The organism is Hominiventricola aquisgranensis, assembly GCF_040096225.1.
Taxonomy (GTDB): Bacteria; Bacillota; Clostridia; order Lachnospirales; family Lachnospiraceae; genus Hominiventricola; species Hominiventricola aquisgranensis.
On sequence record NZ_JBBMFC010000002.1, the window covers coordinates 145,505 to 166,703 of the forward strand.

Sequence of the window (21,199 nt, forward strand, 5' to 3'; positions counted from 1 at the left end):
ATTTTATATTTAGGTTAAATGTTAAACGAGGTGAACAAGTGTGGGATTACAAAATACCTTGAAGGCGCTGGCAGATCCGATCCGACGGGAGATTCTGAATCTCCTGAAGAATGGACCGCTGTCAGCCGGTGAGATCGTGGATCATTTCTCAGTGACAGGTGCGTCTATATCGCGACACTTGTCAGTGTTAAAAGAAGCCGATCTGATCCGTGACCGACGGGAAGGAAAATTTATTTACTATGAATTGAATGCCTCTGTGCTGGAGGAGATCATGCTTTGGATCACAGATTTGAAAGGAGAATCAGACCATGATGGAAATGATTAAGAAAAACTGGGGAAAGATCGTGCTTACTTCGGCAGTGGTTCTGGCTGCATCACTGGCGGGAGGGTATGGATGGGTCATGCCGGTGGTTATGCTGGCTGCTCATCTGTTGTGTCTGCTGTCTGCATTTGGCGATAAACGCATCCATACGCAGAGCAGAAAGGCGCTTGGCATTTTGTTTTGGATCATGCCGGTGGGGTCCGTGCTTCTTGCAGTGATCAGCCGCATATCAGAGAGTGGTGCCGATGACGATCTGGCTTCACTGATCATGGACTGCGGACTGGGATTTTTGTTTCTTGTTATGGGAAATTATATGCCGAAATTTCGCCAGAACGGTGTGATCGGGATTCGTGTGAAGTGGACGCTGGAAAATGAAGAAAACTGGGCAATGACGCATCGGTTTGCAGGAAAATGTCTTATGATTGCCGGATGTTGCTGCATTTTGTTTGCATTTCTTCCATTAGGAATGGCAGGTGATCTGCTCTGTATGGCAGCGATTCTGATAGCTGTGCTGATACCCGGTATCTACTCCTGGAGATATTATAAGAGACAGCTTCAGTCAGGAAAAGTGGAGAAGAAGCCGGTTTCACAGAAAGCACTGATTAGAGGAAGTATATTTGCAGCAGTGATCATCATATTTTCTGTCTGGGTACTGTTTACAGGAAGCATGCATATGGTGTATGATAAGGAATCATTTACCATAGAGACCCCTGACTGGAAGAATCTGACCATCTCCTATGATGAGATTACGTCGCTGGATTATCTGGAGGAAGATCCGTCCGGCAACTTTGTGGACAGAAGAACCAACGGATTTGGCAATCTGGTGCTGGGGATGGGGACTTTTAAAAATGATCTGTATGGAACTTATATCAGATATACCTACACTTCCTGCCCATCCTGTGTGGTGTTGACGGTGGATGGACAGACGGTGGTGCTCAATGGAAAAGATGAGGCTGCCACAAAAGAAATATATGAACGACTGGAATCAACTCGGTAAGAGGCTGGAATTTCTTATATGTCTATGATACAATGATCATGCATATCCGGGTAATTTATTCCTTTTAATCAAAGTAAAGCTGGTTTGGATTATATTCCGGACCAGCTGTTTTGTTTTGTTGCATAAAACTCATTTACTGGAGAACAGAAAGATGAATTCGATTTTAAATGATATTTTCAAGGCAATTCATGAAGGAAAATGGCTTCATATCGAGTATCAAAATAGAGATAATCAGGTAACAAAATATTGGATCGGGATTAGAAGTGTGAATATACAGAATCGTACATTGACAGTAGACGGTCTTCATCTGGGACAACTGACAGTTAAATCACTGGATTGGGTGAGAATTGACGGTATTTTATCCAGTCAGATCGTAGAAGGATCTTATTATCCGATAAACAAACGACTAGTGGATGATATTTATATGAATCCGGAAAAATATAGGAGTATTTTTGGACATACAGTGAATCTGAAAATACTTTCATATCTGGAAATGTGCAATCGGATGGATACAGTACCTTATCTGAAAGATTTTGCTTTGATTCATTATCTGGATCGTGAAAAGATTCAGGGAGAAGAGATACCACTTAGTACAGAACAATTTCAGCAGATTGTAAAAAGCTTTCAATATCAGACAGAGCAGGTAAAAAATGAAAAAGAAGGACTGCATATCCGGCAGCTTGCCATGAATGTTCTGAGTATTCATACGTCCAGAGGATTATATGTGCTTGCATATCGAAAACTGAATCTGGATGTGAAAGCAAGAATGTTGAGACCGGAACAGGAGATTACAGTCTGTACAGAATTTACATTAGACGGAACTGTCAAAAGTGTAAGACGTTTTTTAGATGCAGAAGATTATGAGCTGCTTGAAAATTTTGAAAAAAATCAGGAAAATATAAAGGAGTGTATTCGAAAACGAATGCCAGGCGATCAGACAAACGTAGATGACATGCCGTATGTGATCGGTCTGGCTATGGATATTCCGCTTGACCTTCATCAGGAATATAAAGGTATCATAAAGATGTACCAGGAAGGAAATGTGTCGATACCAATCAAGGCTTTTTTTGGAGAATTGCTGGAGCGGCCACGAAGAACAGGAGCCTATCCTATGGCATTGTTGAACAGAAAAGTCAATATAGATCAGCTTCTCGCAATTCACAATGCCATGAAATATCCGGTTGCTTATATTCAGGGGCCTCCTGGAACTGGAAAAACAAATACGATTATCAATACGATCGTTACAGCATTCTTTAATGAAAGAACGGTTTTGTTTTCTTCCTATAATAATCATCCTATTAATGGGGTATATGAGAAATTATCAAAACTACAGTATGAAGGAAAGACGATTCTGTTTCCAATTCTCCGGCTGGGAAATGCACAGAAAGTGAACGAGTCGCTGATTATGATGCGCAGGATGTATGAGCAGGCACAGTCGATTACAGTTTATGAATCTACGCTGGACAGGAATAAGGATGAGAGAAAGCGGCGGGCCAGAAAATTATCAGAACTGCTGAAAAAATATGAGGAAATTCTTGATTTGAGAGAAAGAGAAGAAACCATAGATCGATTACTGGAATATGAGCACCAAAACAGCAGTATGCTTCAAATGGTACCATTTACAGAAGATCTGGAAGGCAGACAGAAGCGTCAGATTGAAAAAAGAAGAAAGATGGTTGGGACTGTATCTGAGGATGAAGTATTTTCTCTGTTGGATGATAAGGAGGAAGAACTCAGGAAGTATTTGTATTATATTTCCGCTGCTTATATAAAAAAATTAAATCAGTCATCGAATGCTGAGCTAAGAGAAATTATTCTGATGGATGATGAAGGAAAACGTAAAGACAGATTTCAGAAATATCTGAGCAAAAAGAAAAATATCTCAAACCTCCAGAAGATATTTCCGATTATTGCGACTACCTGTATATCAGCACATCGGCTAGGGGAAGCTGAACCTATGTTTGATATGGTAATTATGGATGAAGCCAGTCAGTGTAATCTGGCAGTTTCGCTTGTACCGATCATAAGAGGAAAAAGTCTGATGCTGGTGGGAGATCCGCAGCAGTTAAGCCCAGTGATTTTGCTGGATGAAATGACAAATTGTAAGTTGAAAAAGCGATATGGAGTATCAGATGAGTATGATTATCGTAAAAATTCCATATACAAAACATATTTATCCTGCGACGCGGTCAGTGATGAAACTCTGTTGAAGAATCATTATCGTTGCAATCAGAAGATTATAGGATTTAATAATCGAAAGTATTATAATTCAAAGTTGAAAATCAAAACGCAGAGTAAGGAATCACAGCCCCTTCTTTATGTAGATATGCAGAATGCAAAGTCACTGGAGAAAAATACATCACCGTCGGAAGCGAAAGAAATTGCCCGGTATGTTATGCAACATCAGGATAAAAGTATTGGAATCATCACACCGTTCGTTAATCAGAAAAATCTAATTGAGAAGGAACTGAAACTGGCTCAGATGGATCATGTGGTATGCGGAACAGTCCATGCTTTTCAAGGAGATGAAAAAGATATCATTCTGTTTTCAACGGCTATCACAGATCAAACACAGAAAACAACTTATGAGTGGTTGGAAAATAATAAAGAGCTGATTAACGTGGCAACTTCCAGAGCAAAAGATAAGCTGATTTTGATGTCCAGCAGGAAAAATCTTGAAAGACTTCATAGTCAGACAGAACAGGATGATCTTTATGAACTGGCAGAATATGTCTGGTCAAATGGAAATTCAATTGTAACACCGAAACATGCGAATTCCAGAGCGTTGGGTGTAAAGCCATTCAGCAGTGCCACAGAAGAAGCTTTTCTGCAAAATCTGAATCATGCACTGGAAAATATATGGATGACACAGAGCCGATATACGGTACACAAAGAAGTAGCGATTTCGCATGTCTTCTGGGAAAATGAAAGTTATAATGATCTGTTTTACAGTGGGCGTTTTGATTTTGTAGTCTATGAAAAAGCCGGAGATCAGGAAATACCATTGCTGGCAATTGAACTGGATGGAAAAGAACATTTTGAAAATGAAATTGTTAAAAACAGAGATAAGAAGAAAAATGAAATTTGCAGAGAGCATGATCTTCAATTGATTCGAGTAGAGAATTCATATGCCAGGAGATACAACTATATGAAAGAAATATTGATGAATTATTTCTCAGTTATGCACTAGCAGATAAAAGAAAGGAACTGGGTGAATGATTACCTTAAATGATTACCTGTATTCGGGAGACACAATCTTCCGCATTTTACAGAAATATACGACGGATCTCAGAAAAGACGCGAAAAAGCACCGGAATGAAATTGATATGATGCACTGCAATTTTCTGGTGCAGATCAGGGAACTATTGGAGCACAATGATTTCCTGACCGCACAGTCCCGGAAGATCACAGAATTTTATAAATATATGGCGAAGGAATATCCTTATCTGGCATTTACCTTCAAAGGTCGGATCAAATCGCTGATCCGGGCGGAACAAAAGTTCAACAGCTATGTAGTGGAGTACATTTATCACTATTACGAGGAACATGGAACTTATCCGTCTGCATCTCAGCTGAAGACAAGACTCAGCTGCTTTCGAGACCTGATCGCCTATCGGATCGTGATCTGTATGCCGAAGTGTCATTATAATTCAGAGGAAGAACGGACAGAAGCGGAATTAAAATGTCTCTATGAGATTGCCAATGTATTGCCGGATTTCCTGGAGGAGCGGGGATTTACTGCAGAGCCTGCACATGGTGTACAGGAGAGTATATCGCCTCTGATGGATGAGAGTGTTCGTCCTTATTACCGTGACTATATTTCACATCACAGCGAGGATCAGTATCAGTCGCTACATATTACATTTTACGATAACAGTTCCAGAAGTTATATGGAAGTACAGCTTCGAACAAAGACTATGGATGATGTGGCAGAGATCGGCGCAGCCAATCATCTGGGATATGAGAAGAAGCAGGAGAAGGAACGAAGTAAGAGAGATGCCATTCCGGAAGGAAAGAACCGGTATTTTGATGAGGCATATGAGCGTGGAAAACGTCTGACCGGTCTTGATCTGTCCGGATTGGATGTTAATATGTTCGCAGCCATCGATAATCACCTGATCAACGATGGCTGCGGATTGTACCGGGGACGTCTGATCCTGCCTTATGAGCATCTGTCCCGGTTTCAGAATGATCTGATTGATTAACGCCGTTTGCCGGTATAATCCTGCTTTCGGCGTTCATTGACAAAATGGTTCAGGATTCCACCGCCAATAATAATGACAGCGGCCATGATCAGCACACGTTTGGCACCTTCCTGTGGGAGGGTGCTTTTTGATGCAATGGAAGCCGGGTCAAAGGTAAGCACATACTGGACTTCGTGAGGTGTTCCCATGGCCAGTGTGTCAGCAATGACAGGAACATCCTGGGTAAGATCAGCAATTGGAATCGTGAAGTGAGAATTGGCATCTTCTTCACTTTCATTCAGATATTTCTGTCCATCTACGATCATATAGTCATAATTGGAACTGCTCCAGGTGATGGAAGCATAGGCGATTCCATCATTGAGAGTGAGCAGGGTCGGACTTTGGATCGTTGCCTTGCCGCTTCCGCCAGTCATGGTCACATCAATGGCATATTCGCCGTCAGTCAGATCGGAAATACCCGCATCATCTTCTGTATTTGCGGAAGCAGTGACTGTCTCGGCGGCGTACAAAGGAATCGGACAGACACCGGTCAATAAAAAGATTGCAAGAAGAATTGCATAGATTTTTTTCATTTGCTATCCTCCATCTATAGGTTCTTTTTCTTGTACAGAAACCAGGAAGCCGCAGCAGAGAAGCAGATCAGATACAAAAGCAGTATTTCAATGCTTGTATAAGAAAATGCTTCATGGTTGGCGATGCTTCTAAGAGCAGCACTGGTCTGGGAAAGAGGAAGGTATTCCACAAACTGCCGGATGCCAGATGGCATGCCCTGAGAAGAGAAAAAGGTATTGCAAAGATAAGCCATGGGCATGATCACATAGTTGGAAAACCGTGGCACATCCGCATGGTTTTTTGCGTAAAAGGAGACTACTACTCCGATGGTGGAGAAGACTGCTCCGTTTAAAAACATCAGAAGGAAGGACCAGCCATTGAAGCAAAGTCCGGTTCCGATAGGAAGCACCAGCAGAATGATCACCATGCCGGCATAGAGTCCACGGAGACTTCCACCAATGACCTGACCGGCGATGAACTGCCACAGTGGAGTGGGAGAGATCATAACCTGGTCAAATGCTTTCTCGTACAGCCGCTGTACATTCAGATTCTGAGCAATGGCATTAAAGCTTCCGTTCATGGTAGTCAGTGCAATCACTCCGGGAATCAGAAAGTTCAGATAGGACTGTCCATGTGACATGGTCTGGATCCCAAGTCCAAAGACCAGAATATAAAGGAGGGGAGCAATCATGGCAGCCAGTGTGATCTTGTAAAAATCACGCCGGAACTCCACCCATTTTTCCCATAATACAGTAAGAATTCCCATGATCATCTGCGTTCCAGCTGCTGACCGACTTTTTCCAGAAAGACATCTTCCAATGTGGTATTCCGCAGAGAAGTTTCGTTTGAGGAATCAGACAGAAACTGAATCGCATCCTCCTTTCTGTGAAAATAGTGGTTCTTCATGCCGCCAGGACAGACTTCATCCACGGTATATCGACCCAGCAGCTCAATCATGTTTTTGGGTGCATCGGTCTCTTCCAGAACCCCATTACACATAAAGCCGACCCGGTCACAGAGGGTCTCGGCTTCTTCCATATAATGAGTGGTCAGAAGAATCGTCAGATTCTGCTGGTTCAGCTTTTTCAGAAGATTCCACATCTGCCGGCGGGCCAGGGCATCCATGCCGGCTGTCGGCTCATCCAGAAGCAGAATTTCAGGTTCTGTCAGCAGGGCACGGCAGACCATGAGCTTTCGTTTCATGCCGCCGGACAGCTTTCGAACTGTACGCCGACGATAATCAATGAGTCCGCAGAAATCCAGCAGTTCTTCCGAACGCTCACGGATCTTCTTGATCGGCATATAATAAAGTCTTCCCTGATATTCCATAATCTCATCCATGGTCATATCCTGCCGCATGGAATACTCCTGGGTGATGACACTGAGTTTTCTCTTCAACCGGTTATTCTTGCGGGTCAGCCGCTCGCCATCAATATAGATCTCGCCTTCTGAGGGAAGCAGAAGAGTGGAGAGCATACCGATAGTTGTGGTCTTTCCGGCACCATTGGGACCCAGAAGTCCGAAAAATTCGCCAGTCTCAATCTTCAGGTTAAGATCACTCACCGCCAGAAAATGGTCATATTTTTTGGTGAGATGTTTTAATTCAATCATGGTGATCTTCTTTCACAACAATAATAGAATAATAGCTTGCCTGATCCGGAATCTCATCCACACCGTGATAAATGTGTTCCTCTGGCATTCCACAGTTCTCGATCATGGCACCTTTCAAGTCGTTGCGCTTGAGTGTCTCTTTTACGATCGGCATCTTGGAAGCTGCTTTCATCAGCACTTTGGTTCCCGGAAGCTTCAGACCATCTTCGATATCATAGGTAGATGGGATCACATGGAGCTGTTCAGAACGATCCACCAGACTGTCGCCTAATTTGGCACTGACTGCACAGAAGGACGGAATTCCGTTGACAATCTCAGTTTCATAGCCTTTTGCCTTTACAAGGCGATGGATATAGATATAGGTACTGTAGATGGTGGGATCTCCAAGGGTCAGACAGGCTACATCCTTCCCCTGTTCCAGCTGTTCGATGATTGTATCGGCAGCGGTCTGATAAGCTGCATCCAGAATGGCTTTGTCTTTTGTCATGGGAGTGGAGAGGTTGAGGCATTCCTTTGCATCAAGATCCTCCACAATACCACTTGCGATCTTGTAAGCGACTGCTTTTCCTTTTCCGTCTGCAGGTACAGCGATGACCGGACAACGTTTAATCGTGTCTACTGCAAGATAAGTCATAAGACGTGGATCTCCTGGTCCCACACCGATACCATATAATGTTCCTTTCATATAAACACATCCCTTTCTTTTTTGCACTTGAAATTTTATTCTAACATAAATGATAAAAAAGTTCAATGAACCATTGACAAATATGCGAAACAGATGGTACTATATAGCCACTAAACCCGTCAGGGAAGTGGATTTTACCAGAATATAATTCTGATTTTCGCCACACATCATTTTGATGTGTGGCTTCTTTTTTTGCGTAACTACAAGCCGGGCAGCCAGCCGGTTACAGACATTAAGAGGTAAGATTGCTTACCGAAAAATGTATGGAAACGGCTGGGTATGCGGCGACAGCCGCAGAAGCGACAAAGCCGTAGGCTTTGGAGCCTGCCCGGTCTGACTAACTTAAGACCGAGCCTGCCCGGCTTTATGAACACCAGATGGATCAAGGAGAAGTTGTCAATGAATAATGAATCATTTATGAAAGAAAAACCTGTAATAGGATTGGTACTGTCCATGTCATTGCCCATGGTATTTTCCATGATGGTCAATGCACTTTATAATATTGTAGACAGTTTTTTTGTGGCAAAGATCAGTGAAGATGCCATGACAGCACTGTCGCTTGTATTTCCTGTTCAGAATCTGATGAGTGCAGTGTCGATCGGGTTTGGTGTCGGAATCAATGCAGTGATCGCATTCTTCTTGGGAGCAGGAGAAAAGAAAAAGGCGGATCAGGCAGCGTCACTGGGATTTTTCTGGAACGCGGTACAAGGGCTGGTACTGACAGTGGTATGTATTGCAATTATTCCAGTATTTCTGCGTCTGTTCAGTAATGATGAAAGAACGATCAGATATGCGCTGGAATATTCAAGAATTGTATTTTTATTTGGTGTGATCATCTCTTGCAGCCTTTCCTTTGAGAAGATTTTTCAGGCAGTGGGACGTATGAAGGTTTCCATGGCAGGTCTTCTGGTTGGATGCCTTACAAATATCATTCTGGATCCGATCTTGATTTTCGGAGTTGGATCATTTCCAGGGATGGGAATAAAAGGGGCTGCACTGGCAACCGGGATCGGACAGATGGCAACGGTAGTTTTATATGTAGGAATCTACATTATCCGCCCTATTTCTGTGAAGATCAGTATTTGCAATCTGGATTTTAAGAGCGGAATCACGAAGAGATTGTATGCCATCGGTATTCCGGCAATCTTGAATATGGCACTTCCGTCGCTTCTGATTTCTTCTTTGAATGCGATCCTGGCAGGCTTCTCAGAAAGCTATGTCATGGTCCTTGGAGTTTATTACAAGCTGCAGACATTTTTGTATCTGACGGCAAATGGGATCGTGCAGGGAATCCGACCTCTGGTTGGATATAATTATGGCGCAGGGGAGTATGGAAGAGTGCATAAGATTTTCAATACTGCACTGACATTTTCTGCAGTGATCATGGTGTTTGGAACAGGACTGTGCCTGTTGATGCCTGAGCATCTGATCGGTATGTTTACAACCAATACGCAGACGATTCAGATTGGTGCCAGTGCTCTTCGCATCATCAGTATTGGATTTGCGGTGTCATCCATCTCGGTAACTGCATGTGGTGCGCTTGAAGGACTGAATATGGGAACTCCATCTCTGATCATTTCACTGCTCCGTTATGTGATCCTGATCATTCCGGCTGCATTTGTATTGAGCCGTTTTCTTGGAGCTGCAGGTGTATGGCATGCCTTCTGGATCACTGAGTGGATCACAGCAGCTGCGTCCTGGTATATCTACCGGAAACATGCGGTTGGGAATGCATAACATGAAAAACTGTCTTGGACATGCGGCACTGGTCCAATGAGACAGATTCAGGAACTGGCAAAATATATCCCCCCGGGAGGCTTGTAAAATTTTTAACAAACCGGTATGATGATATCCACAGAAAGATCGGAGAGAGAAACTATGAGTCATACACTGGAAGAGATCCGCAGCTATTGGAACAGCCGGGCAGAAGGTTACACACAGAGTAACCGGGAAGAGCTGGAAGGGGAGAGTCGGATCTACTGGGAAAAACATATCACAGAGGCATTGAGAGGACAGGATTGTGTACGCGTACTGGATGTTGGCTGCGGACCTGGATTTTTCTCTGTATTGCTGGCAAAGATGGGCCATGAAGTCACCGCCATTGATTACACGGAAAACATGCTGACAGAAGCCAGAAAAAATGCAGAACATTATGGAGTGCAGGTGCATTTTCAACAGATGGATGCTCAGCAGCTGGAGTTTGAAGACAACAGCTTTGACCTGGTCATCAGCCGAAATGTATTGTGGAATCTGGAAAATCCTGAGCAGGCTTATAAGGAGTGGTTCCGAGTATTAAAGCCAGGCGGAATCTTATTAAACTGTGACGGGAATTTTTACTATTATGTGACCGATGCAGAGTACGGGGATCGGACAAGATGGGAACACAAATATATGAATGGTGTCTGCGCCAATCCCATTGACCGGATCGGAGAATCCCTGCCAATGGCGAGAGAACTTCGTCCCCAATGGGATGACAGAACCCTTTGTGCATTGGGGGCTTCGGAAGTGACTTCAGAAGTAACCAATGAGAAAGATCTGGACGATGGACATCGCCTGATCCTGAATTTTGTGATCCGTGCGGTAAAGTAGTGAGTCCATAAAAGCGGTATCGGGGGTCAACCGATACCGCCAAGTGCGATCCCGAGGATCAACACAAGAAAACAGACAGGAACATAAATGTATTTGCAGACGGGATAGAACATCTTGGTAAAAGGTGTCTCCCGTCCTTTGTTTACCTGGGATTCCACGTAAGATCGTCCAAATACCCAGAAGAACATGATGCCTGCAAGGCCTGCACCAAGCGGGCAGATGTAGATAGACAGCACATCCATCCAATCAGAGACGATCCCCTGGATCAGCAGAGAGACAATCATACCGATCCCAGCGATGATGGCGCAGGATGCTTTCCTGCCAAGTCCGGTCTTTTCCTGGACCGTTGCGACAGGAGCTTCATAAAGGTTCATCAGAGATGTCATTCCTGCAAGGAAGACTGCGGTGAAGAAGAGGATGGCAATCAGCCATCCGCCAGGCATGGAACGGATCAGATGGGGCAGGAAGATAAATAACAGTCCAGGACCGCCCTGATCAAGCTGTGCACCGGTGGTTGCCATGGCAGGAATGATAACAAGTGCTGCCAGCAGAGCTGCCAGTGTATCGAAAAATCCAACTCTTGCGGCAGAGGCAGGGATATCTTCCTTATCGGATAAATAAGATCCGTAGATCAAGGTACCATTTCCGGCGACAGACAAGGAGAAGAATGCCTGCCCCAGGGCAAAGATCCAGGTGTTCGGATCAGATAATGCTGCAGGATCTATGCGGAAAATGTATTGATATCCGGCACTGGATCCTGGCTGAAATGCTACGTAGATGCCAAGGATCACAAATAAGACAAAGAAAATGGGCATCATGATCTTGTTTGCTTTTTCAATACCGCTTCCCACACCGAACATGAGGATCACGACACAGATGCAAAGTGCCAGCACCTGCCAGAGATTATTTCCTCCGGCAGATGCCATAGTGCTGAAGCTTTCCGTAAATCCATCAATATTCTCTGCAGATAGGGTGGAACCGGTAAAAGTTCCTACCATATATTTTAAGATCCAGCCCATGACCACGGTATAACCAATTGCCATGGCAAGGGCACCAAGGACAGGGATCCAGCCCAGTATCTCACCAAGTTTCCGATTCCCTTTTGTCTCGCAGGCTGTACCGAAAGCATCGATGGGACCGGAACGGGTTCCTCTTCCCAGGCACATTTCTCCGATCACACCGGTGAATCCAATCAGAATAACAAAGATACAGTAAGGGATCAGAAAAGATCCGCCACCATATAAAGAGACTCTGGTAGGAAACATCCATATATTTCCCATTCCTACAGCAGAGCCGATGCATGCCAGGATAAATCCCCACTGGCTGTTAAATGATTCTCGTTTTTTCATACTACTTTTCTCCCGTTTTTACATATATGAAGAAAGTATACCACGAAATGCGAGAAGTTCCTATAACAAAATGTCAGTTGAACTGGCAGAATGTTTCATGATAGAATACAAAAAATATATGTTAGAAGATAAAAGAAAGGGATGAAATGAATGAGAGGATTATATTCTTCAAAGACCAAGATCCGTCATGAGATTTTTACAGAGATCGCCCGCATGGCTTATGAAGACGGAGACTGCAGACAGATGGAGCAGCTTCCGTATAAGATCGTACCGGGGGAGGTTGCTTCTTATAGAGAAAGTATTTTTTTGGAGAGAGCGGTTGTAGGAGAGAGACTTCGTGTGGCACTTGGTCTTTCTCTTAGGAAGATTTCCGAGCATTCCCTGATCTCCGAGGGAGTGGAGAACAGTCTGGTGGAGGAAAAATATTATGAACCGCCTCTGATCAATATTATTAAATTTGCCTGTCATGCCTGTCCAGAGAACCGGGTGATCGTGACCGAAGGATGTCAGGGCTGTCTGGAACATCCATGTAAAGAGGTCTGTCCGAAGGGAGCTATTTCCATGGTAAATGGAAAGTCTCACGTTGATCCGGAGAAATGTATCAAATGTGGCAGATGCGTGGAGGCCTGTCCCTATAATGCGATCATTCATCAGGAACGTCCGTGTGCAAAAGCCTGTGGCATGAATGCTATTCATTCTGATGAACATGGAAGAGCTGAGATTGATCAGGAGAAATGTGTGTCCTGTGGTATGTGTCTGGTCAGCTGTCCGTTCAGTGCCATCGTTGACAAAGGTCAGATTTTCCAGACCATTCTTGCCATGAAGACAGGTACTCCGGTTTATGCGATCGTTGCACCGGCGGTAGCTGGTCAGTTCGGACCGGATATGAAGCCGGAGAAGATCCGCCCGGCATTCCAGGCATTGGGATTCGAGGATGTGATCGAAGTAGCGGTAGGAGCAGATCTCTGTACCATTGAAGAAGCAAAGGATTTTATGAAGGAAGTACCGGAAGAGCTGCCATTCATGGCAACTTCCTGCTGTCCGGCATGGTCCATGATGGCGAAGAAGCTGTTCCCGGAGCAGGCAAAATGTATCTCCATGGCATTGACACCTATGGTGCTTACTGCCCGTCTGATCAAACAGCAGAATCCAGACTGCAAGATTGTCTTTGTAGGACCTTGTGCAGCGAAGAAGTTGGAAGCCAGCCGGAAAACTATCCGCAGCTATGTAGATTTTGTACTGACATTTGAAGAGCTGCAAGGTATGTTTGATGCCAAAGGGGTAGACTTCAAGGAACTGCCGGATGGAGAGCCGCTGATGCAGGCAAGTGCTGATGGCCGTGGATTTGCGTCAAGCGGTGGTGTGGCATCTGCAGTAGTTAACGCGATCCGTAGAATGGAACCGAACCGTGAGGTGAAAGTAGTCAGCGCAGAAGGTCTCGCCAATTGTAAGAAGATGCTGCAGCTTGCAAAGGCTGGAAAATACAATGGATATCTGTTGGAAGGCATGGCCTGTCCAGGCGGTTGCATTGCCGGAGCAGGAACTATTCAGCCGATTAAGAAGACAGCAGCTTCGTTGGAACAGATGAAGAAGCAGGCACCTTTTGAGGAAAGTATGGATACGGTATACGATGCTATGCTTCCAATCCTCGAAAAGCTATAAACCTATAAAGTAATGCAAAATATCCATGGAAATGAACCGCATGCTTACATGAGCGGAGCATAGCCATGGATATTTTATGTGGCGCATAGCGCTACATGAGCAAAATGGAAAGCCTCGAAGGGACGATTTTATTTACTGCAGATTGATTCCGCCTCTGGTCAGTGTTTTGCGGATGACAACGGCAACCAGCATAGCACCCAGTACGGACAGTATATCTTTTGCCAGATACGGTACAGATACCAGCAGAAAGGCTGCCGGAAAAGTGATCTGAGCAATGATAGAGTAGTGGAAGGCACCCAGTACATGGCAGATCAGTAAGCCCACAACACCAAGACCGAAGGAAGCGACTTTATTTTTTAGATGAAGCCCAAGACCACAGAAAAATGCCAGGAACAGGAAACCATAGAGGAAACCGCCAGTGTAGCCCACCAGTTTTCCGATACCTGCAGTCATACCGGTGAAGACAGGAACTCCGGCAAAGCCAAGCAGAAGGTATAACAGGACACATAAAGTTCCGTTTTTACGGCCAAGCACATAACCGCACAGAGCCACTGCGAATGTCTGAAGGGTGATAGGTACGCCGGATGGCATAGGAATCTGTAAAATAGAGAGAACTGCCAGAACAGCAGTAAACATACCGATGGTTGTAATAGTTGCGGTGTTAAATGAATGTTCTTTCATAATAGTAAACTCCTTACTGAAATTTGTTTACTATTATAGAAAGAATTCATTCGAAAGTCAAGTTTCGTTATTCTGAGATTATTTTGTGGGAGAGCTGCTTGATCTTTTCAAAGCTCTCATCGCTGATCACGTGCTCCATACGGCAGGCATCTTTTTTTGCAATCTCTTCGGCCACACCGATAGAAATCAGAAACTGGCTGATAACCAGGTGGCGTTCATAGATCTTCAGTGCGATGGATAAGCCGGATCCAGTCAGGATCAGATTACCGTGTTCATCCAGCGTTACAAAGCCATTCTCACGAAGTCGCTTCATGGCAACACTGACACTTGGCTTGCTGTATTCCAGATAGTTAGCTACATCAATGGAGCGGACATTTCCAAGTTCTCTTGAGAGAACCAGTATTGCTTCCAGATAATCTTCTGGTGATTCCTGCATTTTCATAGGATCATTCCCCCGTTGTTAATAGATTGTCATGCACACAGCATAACACAGTTGAACTTGGATTGCAATTGAAAATCCTGTGGAAAGCAGGTATAATGATGCATGGAAAAGGGGGAAAGGCTATGGCTCTGGTTAGTCAGTCTGAACTGGCGGGAAAAATAATCAAATTGACCGCCATGCGGTTGGATACAAAGCTTCCATGGCTTACGGAAGCCATTCATCTGCCGGAATGTAGTTTTGATTTAAAACAGACATCTGGAACAGACGGAAGCAGGCTTTGCTGGAATACAGAAGAGGTCTTTAAGACCTACGCAGAAGATCCCGTTCTTCTGGAACGGAGATACCTGCATCTGATCCTCCATCTTCTCTATCTGCATCCTTATCGCAGAAAAAAAGAGACAGAATACCTTTGGTGGCTGGCCTGTGACTTGCTGACGGAATACCGCATAGACCGAATGAATATAGCAGGGTTTGAACGCCCTGTTCCTGTGGGCAGAAGCCGGATCTATCGAAAACTCAAGGAAGAAAAGGTTGTGCTTCAGGAACATTCGCTGGCACTCTGGCTGGAGAAGCTAAAGCCAGAGATGATAAAGGAACTGGAAAATGTTTTTCGAAGAGATGAGCATGCATACTGGCGACAGATGGAAGCATCCTTGCCGTCAGAACAGCGAATCCGCAGGGAAAAGATGCCAGATCAGGTAGTTGTCGGACTGCAAAAGCAGCTGACGGCAATGCATCGCTGGCGAACGGTCTTTGAGTCATTGGAGCTGCGGAAAAGTGAACACAGGCGGCAGAAGGGCGGAAGCGCCGGAGACGTGGAAGAGATGATCGTGCTTCAGAAGGAACGAGGATATGACTACCGGCAGTTTTTGCAGCAGTTTGCAGTGACTGGTGAGGAACGATGTCTGGATATGGACAGTTTTGACTATATTCCTTATGATTACAGCCGTCGGATGTATGAACGGCTGGTGCTTCTGGAACCGTTGGAATATAAGGAAGTCCGCCGTTTATCGGATCTGGTGATCGCCATTGATACATCAGGCTCCTGTTCCGGGGAGATTGTGCGGCGGTTTTTGGAGGAGACCTGGAGCATCCTCAATACAGAAGGGCAATTCTTTCGGAAAATGAACATCCATGTGATCCAGTGTGACTGTGTGATCCAGGAACATGAACAGATCACCTGCGAGGAAGAGTGGAAAGAGTATCTTGACAAGATCACCGTAAAAGGTGGAGGAGATACAGATTTTACGCCGGTGTTCCGGCTGGTGGAGAAACTGCAGAAAAATGGCAGGCTGAAAAATCTGAAAGGACTTCTCTATTTTACGGATGGAGATGGTATCTATCCAACGGAACGTCCAGAATATGAAACCGCCTTTGTATTTTTGAATGAAGCACTGAAAAAAGGAAAACCGCCAGCATGGGCACACAGCCTGACACTGGATCTATGCGAGGAGACGACCACATGAATATAAGGGAAGCAAAAGAAGAGATCATTCGCACCATAAAGGCCTATACGGCTGTGGATGAAGATGATCAGCCAGTGATCCCGATATCTGCCCAGCGTCCATTGCTTTTGATGGGACCGCCGGGAATCGGTAAAACAGCGGTGATGGAGCAGGCATCAAAAGCCTGTGGTGTGGGACTTCTGTCCTATACGATCACCCACCATACCAGACAGAGTGCAGTAGGATTACCGGAGCTTGTTCACAGGACCTATGGGGAAAAGGAATATACGGTCACCCAGTATACGATGAGTGAGATCATTGGTTCTGTCTATGAATATATGGAACGGACCGGTCATAAAAAGGGAATTCTGTTTATTGATGAGATCAACTGTGTATCGGAGACGCTGGCGCCGACGATCCTGCAGTTCTTACAGTTTAAGACGTTTGGTACCCATAAGGTTCCTGATGGCTGGATCATTGCGGCTGCAGGGAATCCTTCGGAATACAATGCATCCGTTCGGGAACTCGACATGGCGGCGCTGGACCGGGTGCGCCTGATCCATGTGGAAGCAGACTTTGGCGTATGGGAGACTTACGCACAGAAGCGACAGGTACATCCGGCCATATTGTCCTATCTGGCTATGCATCCAGAATCTTTTTACAGGGTGGAGCTGACCAGAGAAAAGAGACAGTTTGTGACTGCCAGAGGCTGGGAAGATCTGTCACGGACATTGAAGGAATATGAACGGCAGGAGTTGCAAGTGACCGATGCTTTTATGGAAGAATTTCTGCGGTGTCCTCAGATCGCGGCGGATTTTTCTACCTATTACAGGCTTTACCAGGCGACGGCCGGAGCGTGGAAGATTCCGGAGTATCTGAAAGGAACTCTGACAGCTAAGGAACGGGCGGCACTTCTGGAACAGTGGAAGAATGCCGGAGCAGAAGAGCGTTGTATGGCTGTGCGTCATCTGCTGGCGGCAGCTTCCCGGTGGATGAGTGACCTAGGAAGAGAGAGCCGATATCTGAAGCGGGAAAAAGAAGTGCTGGAACAGTTGGTGATGGCTGCAGGGACAAGGACTTCTGCAGAATTTTTTGCAGATCGGGAGCAGGCGCGCCGGATCAAAAAGGAACATGGCATCTTAGAAAGCTGGGAAGAAAAGCTGGAAATCCATGTGGATCGGGAACTGAAAGATTGCCTGTTAGGGCGGCAGATGACCGGACAGCAGACATCGGAGCAGATACGCAAGGAGCAGGCCGGACTGGAAGCAAAGCGGGAAGAACTGGTCAGAGCACTTAACAGAACAACGGAAGATCTGAAAAGTGTATTCGGAGAAGATCTGGAGCTGGCCGACTGGCTGGGAGGAATCCGGGAACAAGGAGATTATGAATGGTGTGGGTTTGATGCCTCCGGGTATGATCCACTCATGATAGAAAAAAGATTAGAACAACAAGTAAAGCGCCAGATGGCGGAAATGGAGGAGCATTATGAAACTGATGATCGCATCTGATATTCATGGATCTGCATATTATTGCAGAAAATTACTGGAGGCATATGACAGGGAGAAGGCAGGACGTATGGTGATCCTGGGAGATATCCTTTATCATGGACCGCGCAATGACCTTCCGAAAGAATATGCACCAAAGGAAGTGATCGCTATGTTAAATCCGAGAAAGAAGGACCTGCTGTGTGTACGCGGAAACTGTGATACAGAAGTGGATCAGATGGTACTGGAATTTCCAATCCTCGCGGATTATGGATTTTTATACGAGAAAGGGCGCATGATCTTCCTGACTCATGGACATGTATTTAATGAAAAGAACCTGCCGATGCTGGGCAAAGGAGATATCCTGCTTCATGGACATACTCATGTGCCGGTATGTCGGGAGCATGAAGACTATATTTATATGAATCCAGGATCTGTATCAATTCCGAAAGAGAACAGTGCACACAGCTATATGACTTATGAGGATGGACTGTTCCAGTGGAAGGATCTGGATGGGACGGTATATATGGAATATCGTATATAATGTATAAAAAGTACTTGCATTTGCAAAAAAATGCATTATAATAAACTCCAGACAGGTCATAAAGACCATTTGTTAGAGGAGGAAACATTATGAAAAAGAAAATTGTAAGCGTGATGCTTTGCGCAGCAATGGCAACCACCGTTCTTGCAGGATGTGGAAGCAGCAATACCGCATCTACAGATGCAGCAGCCGAGGAGACTGCTGAGGATGTAGAGGCTGAAGCTACTAAAGAAGAGGCTGAGGACGCAGAGGCTGCTGAAGAGGCAACAGATGCAGCAGAAGTTACTACTGTTGAGCCGGGTGTTCTGACTATGGGAACCAACGCAACATTTCCACCATATGAGTACAAAGACGGAGACGATGTCGTAGGTATCGACGCTGAGATCGCTCAGGCACTGGCTGATAAGTTAGGACTTCAGCTTGAGATCGTGGATATGGATTTTGATTCTCTGGTTGCTTCTGTACAGTCTGGCAAGATCGACATGAGTCTTGCAGGTATGACGGTAACTGAGGAGAGAAAGCAGAACGTAGATTTTACGGATTCTTATGCAACAGGTGTTCAGGTTATCATCGTAAAAGAGGATTCTGATATCGCTTCTGCAGATGATCTGGAAGGCAAGCTGATCGGTGTTCAGCAGGGAACTACCGGTCATCTGTACTGTGCTGATGATTTCGGCGAGGATAACGTAATTCCTTATGCGAATGGAGCTACTGCTGTACAGGCATTACTTCAGGGTAAGGTTGACTGTGTAGTTATCGATCAGGAGCCGGCGAAAGCATTCGTAGAGGCTAACGAGGGACTGAAGATCCTTGAGACTGCATACACCACAGAGGATTATGCAGCAGCTGTATCCAAAGACAATCCAGCACTGACTGCAGCACTGAACAGCGCACTTCAGGAGCTGAAAGACGATGGAACGATTCAGGGAATCCTTGATAAATACATCAAAGCAGAATAACTTCTGAATCTGAAAAGAGTACAGGCGGAGGTGTTCCGTATGGGGCACCTCCGTTTTTCCTGCATAAAAGCAGAAAACAACCATACTGAAACTGCGTGGATATATAAGAAACAATCTAAGACTTGCTTTTTATATATCCATACTGTAGAATAAATGCATATTTATGCGTAAAAGCAAGTGGCAGAGTTTATCTGTACTTAGATATGAAGCGAGGGAAATGAAAGGAGCCATAATTATGTGGGAAAGTCTTAAGATGGGGTTCTATCAGACATTCATACTGGAAGATAACTACCAGTATTTTGTAAAAGGTCTGGGAACCACACTGACGGTAACTGTTTTTGCTTTGGTCATAGGTGTGATCATCGGTGTACTGGTGGCAATCATCCGTTCTGCATACGATCAGCAGCCGGAGAGAAAGAAAGGACTGCTGCTTAAGATCCTTAATGGAATCTGTAAAGTGTATCTGACGGTGATCCGTGGAACGCCTATGATGGTACAGCTTCTGATCATGTGGTTTGTAGTGTGGGCAAGCGCCAGATCTACAGACAGTAACATGATGAAATGTGCGATCCTGGCATTTGGAATCAATTCAGGTGCTTATGTGGCTGAGATCTTCCGTTCCGGAATTATGTCTATTGATAAAGGACAGATGGAAGCAGGCCGTTCGGTTGGACTGACTTATGCAGCAACCATGCGTTATATTATTATTCCGCAGGCATTTAAAAATGTATTGCCGGCACTTGGCAACGAGCTGATCACTCTTGTAAAAGAGACTTCTGTTGTAACTGTTATTGGCCTTCGGGATCTGACTAAGGGAGCTATGATCGTTCAGTCCAAGACTTATCAGGCATTGATTCCGTATTTTGCGATTGCAGCAATCTATCTGGTGATCGTAATGTTCCTGACATGGGTCATGGGCAAAATGGAAAGGAGACTGAGACAGAGTGATTTACGTTAAAGGATTATCCAAATCATTTGGTGACAATCAGGTCATTAAAAATATTGATATGCATATTACTCCGGGAGAGAAAGTGGTTATTATCGGACCGTCCGGTTCTGGTAAATCCACATTTCTGCGGTGTCTGAATCTGCTGGAGATCCCGACAGGTGGAACCATCACCTTTGATGGACAGGAAATCACCGCTCCAGGTGTTGATATCAATAAGGTCCGCCGTCATATGGGTATGGTGTTCCAGCATTTTAATCTGTTCAATAACCTGACAGTAAAAGATAACATTATGCTGGGACCGGTGAAACAGAAGCTGATGACCAAAGAGGAAGCAGAAGCGGAAGCCATGCGTCTTCTGAAACTGGTCAATCTGGAAGAAAAAGCAGATGCTTATCCGGCACAGCTTTCCGGTGGACAGAAGCAGCGTATTGCAATCGTCCGTTCTTTGGCTATGAAGCCGCGGGTCATGCTGTTCGATGAGCCGACATCCGCACTGGATCCAGAGATGGTAGGCGAGGTTCTGGAGCTGATGAAGAAGCTTGCTGACGATGGTATGACCATGGTGGTTGTAACCCATGAGATGGGCTTTGCAAGAGAAGTGGCAACCAGAGTGGTATTCATGGATGAAGGAATCATTATGGAGGAAAATACTCCGCAGGAGATCTTCAACAATCCACAAAATGAGAGACTGAAAAGTTTTCTTGCAAAAGTGTTGTGATTTTT

Annotated in this window: 20 protein-coding genes; 13 read left to right on the plus strand and 7 right to left on the minus strand. The window is 45.0% G+C overall.

The window, feature by feature from the left end:
* Window positions 1-40: 40 nt before the first annotated feature.
* The 4 genes from WMO62_RS01730 to WMO62_RS01745 all read left to right on the plus strand — a co-directional run bounded on the left by WMO62_RS01730 (window position 41) and on the right by WMO62_RS01745 (window position 5,524).
* Window positions 41-325, plus strand: a complete 285-nt coding sequence (locus WMO62_RS01730; protein ID WP_118438650.1) for an autorepressor SdpR family transcription factor — start codon at window positions 41-43, stop codon at window positions 323-325.
* Window positions 309-1,319, plus strand: coding sequence for an SdpI family protein (locus tag WMO62_RS01735; RefSeq protein WP_118438651.1), 1,011 nt, complete (start codon window positions 309-311; stop codon window positions 1,317-1,319). The genes WMO62_RS01730 and WMO62_RS01735 overlap by 17 nt, the downstream gene beginning before the upstream one ends.
* A 151-nt stretch (window positions 1,320-1,470) precedes the next feature.
* Window positions 1,471-4,509: an AAA domain-containing protein gene (locus WMO62_RS01740; protein WP_349143593.1), complete on the plus strand. Its 3,039-nt coding sequence runs from the start codon at window positions 1,471-1,473 to the stop codon at window positions 4,507-4,509.
* A 25-nt stretch (window positions 4,510-4,534) separates the two neighbouring features.
* Window positions 4,535-5,524 carry a RelA/SpoT-related domain-containing protein gene (locus WMO62_RS01745; protein ID WP_117498047.1) on the plus strand — a complete coding sequence of 330 codons (990 nt, stop codon included), beginning with the start codon at window positions 4,535-4,537 and terminating at the stop codon, window positions 5,522-5,524.
* Here the strand turns inward: WMO62_RS01745 and WMO62_RS01750 are convergent.
* From WMO62_RS01750 to cobI, 4 genes are read right to left on the minus strand one after another with little or no spacing between them, the layout of a single operon-like run.
* Complete coding sequence (locus tag WMO62_RS01750; RefSeq protein ID WP_349143594.1) at window positions 5,521-6,096, minus strand: hypothetical protein; 576 nt, start codon at window positions 6,094-6,096, stop codon at window positions 5,521-5,523. The genes WMO62_RS01745 and WMO62_RS01750 overlap by 4 nt on opposite strands.
* A 14-nt stretch (window positions 6,097-6,110) precedes the next feature.
* A complete protein-coding gene (locus WMO62_RS01755) occupies window positions 6,111-6,848 on the minus strand; it encodes an ABC transporter permease (RefSeq protein WP_349143595.1) in 738 nt (245 codons plus the stop codon).
* A complete protein-coding gene (locus WMO62_RS01760; protein ID WP_349143596.1) occupies window positions 6,845-7,687 on the minus strand; it encodes an ABC transporter ATP-binding protein in 843 nt (280 codons plus the stop codon). Before WMO62_RS01760 ends, WMO62_RS01755 begins: the two co-directional genes overlap by 4 nt.
* The gene (cobI, locus tag WMO62_RS01765) at window positions 7,680-8,372 is read right to left on the minus strand and encodes a precorrin-2 C(20)-methyltransferase (RefSeq protein ID WP_117498053.1); all 693 of its coding nucleotides are present in this window, start codon (window positions 8,370-8,372) and stop codon (window positions 7,680-7,682) included. The genes WMO62_RS01760 and cobI overlap by 8 nt, the downstream gene beginning before the upstream one ends.
* Window positions 8,373-8,771: 399 nt before the next feature.
* Here cobI and WMO62_RS01770 point away from each other — a divergent pair, with 399 nt between their 5' ends.
* Together WMO62_RS01770 and WMO62_RS01775 are read left to right on the plus strand one after the other, a co-directional pair.
* A complete protein-coding gene (locus WMO62_RS01770) occupies window positions 8,772-10,109 on the plus strand; it encodes an MATE family efflux transporter (RefSeq protein WP_349143597.1) in 1,338 nt (445 codons plus the stop codon).
* Window positions 10,110-10,250: 141 nt separating this feature from the next.
* Window positions 10,251-10,961, plus strand: a complete 711-nt coding sequence (locus tag WMO62_RS01775; protein ID WP_349143598.1) for a class I SAM-dependent methyltransferase — start codon at window positions 10,251-10,253, stop codon at window positions 10,959-10,961.
* A 26-nt stretch (window positions 10,962-10,987) separates the two neighbouring features.
* Here WMO62_RS01775 and WMO62_RS01780 read toward each other — a convergent pair whose 3' ends face one another.
* Window positions 10,988-12,310 (minus strand): sodium-dependent transporter, encoded by a 1,323-nt coding sequence (locus tag WMO62_RS01780; RefSeq protein WP_349143599.1) that lies wholly within the window; start codon window positions 12,308-12,310, stop codon window positions 10,988-10,990.
* Between the two features lie 150 nt (window positions 12,311-12,460).
* Here WMO62_RS01780 and WMO62_RS01785 point away from each other — a divergent pair, with 150 nt between their 5' ends.
* Complete coding sequence (locus WMO62_RS01785) at window positions 12,461-13,972, plus strand: 4Fe-4S dicluster domain-containing protein (RefSeq protein ID WP_349143600.1); 1,512 nt, start codon at window positions 12,461-12,463, stop codon at window positions 13,970-13,972.
* Window positions 13,973-14,104: 132 nt separating this feature from the next.
* Here WMO62_RS01785 and WMO62_RS01790 read toward each other — a convergent pair whose 3' ends face one another.
* Entirely contained in the window at window positions 14,105-14,653 is a 549-nt protein-coding gene (locus WMO62_RS01790) for a biotin transporter BioY (RefSeq protein WP_349143601.1), read from the minus strand.
* A gap of 67 nt (window positions 14,654-14,720) precedes the next feature.
* Entirely contained in the window at window positions 14,721-15,095 is a 375-nt protein-coding gene (locus WMO62_RS01795) for a metal-dependent transcriptional regulator (protein ID WP_349143602.1), read from the minus strand.
* Window positions 15,096-15,217: 122 nt separating this feature from the next.
* Between WMO62_RS01795 and WMO62_RS01800 the strand changes: the two genes are divergently transcribed.
* From WMO62_RS01800 to WMO62_RS01825, 6 genes are all read left to right on the plus strand, one after another.
* Window positions 15,218-16,561, plus strand: coding sequence for a vWA domain-containing protein (locus WMO62_RS01800; protein WP_349143603.1), 1,344 nt, complete (start codon window positions 15,218-15,220; stop codon window positions 16,559-16,561).
* Window positions 16,558-18,048 carry an ATP-binding protein gene (locus tag WMO62_RS01805; protein ID WP_349143604.1) on the plus strand — a complete coding sequence of 497 codons (1,491 nt, stop codon included), beginning with the start codon at window positions 16,558-16,560 and terminating at the stop codon, window positions 18,046-18,048. Before WMO62_RS01800 ends, WMO62_RS01805 begins: the two co-directional genes overlap by 4 nt.
* Window positions 18,026-18,568 (plus strand): phosphodiesterase, encoded by a 543-nt coding sequence (gene yfcE / locus WMO62_RS01810; protein ID WP_349143605.1) that lies wholly within the window; start codon window positions 18,026-18,028, stop codon window positions 18,566-18,568. The genes WMO62_RS01805 and yfcE overlap by 23 nt, the downstream gene beginning before the upstream one ends.
* 89 nt (window positions 18,569-18,657) lie before the next feature.
* On the plus strand, window positions 18,658-19,527 hold the full coding sequence (locus WMO62_RS01815) for an ABC transporter substrate-binding protein (RefSeq protein WP_349143606.1): 870 nt from the start codon (window positions 18,658-18,660) through the stop codon (window positions 19,525-19,527).
* Between the two features lie 235 nt (window positions 19,528-19,762).
* Complete coding sequence (locus WMO62_RS01820; RefSeq protein ID WP_349143607.1) at window positions 19,763-20,485, plus strand: amino acid ABC transporter permease; 723 nt, start codon at window positions 19,763-19,765, stop codon at window positions 20,483-20,485.
* A complete protein-coding gene (locus WMO62_RS01825; RefSeq protein WP_118596235.1) occupies window positions 20,472-21,194 on the plus strand; it encodes an amino acid ABC transporter ATP-binding protein in 723 nt (240 codons plus the stop codon). The genes WMO62_RS01820 and WMO62_RS01825 overlap by 14 nt, the downstream gene beginning before the upstream one ends.
* The last annotated feature ends 5 nt before the right edge of the window (window positions 21,195-21,199 follow it).